The organism is Corallococcus sp. RDP092CA, assembly GCF_041903675.1.
In the GTDB taxonomy this organism is placed as follows: Bacteria; Myxococcota; Myxococcia; order Myxococcales; family Myxococcaceae; genus Corallococcus.
On the sequence record NZ_JAYESI010000179.1, the window covers coordinates 1 to 255 of the forward strand.

A 255-nucleotide genomic window follows, 5' to 3' on the forward strand; every position below is an offset into this window, starting at 1 on the left:
GTGAGCACCTGAAGCAGCTGCGGGAGGGGGCGGTGCTGGTGAATGGCTATGGCCCGACGGAGAACACCACCTTCTCGGCGACGTACACGCTGAGGCGAGAGACGGTGCTGCCGTCGTCGGTGCCCATTGGCAGGCCAATTGGGAACTCGACGGCCTACGTGTTGGACGGGCACGGAGAGGTGGTGGGAGTGGGAATGCCTGGGGAGCTGTACGTGGGGGGAGAGGGCCTCGCGTGGGGCTACCTCAACCGGGCGG

1 protein-coding gene is annotated in these 255 nt (G+C 67.1%); it reads left to right on the forward strand.

The window, feature by feature from the left end; genetic code table 11:
- A partial coding sequence (locus U8525_RS34690; protein ID WP_374271008.1) for an AMP-binding protein occupies positions 1-255 on the forward strand: 255 nt, incomplete at both ends.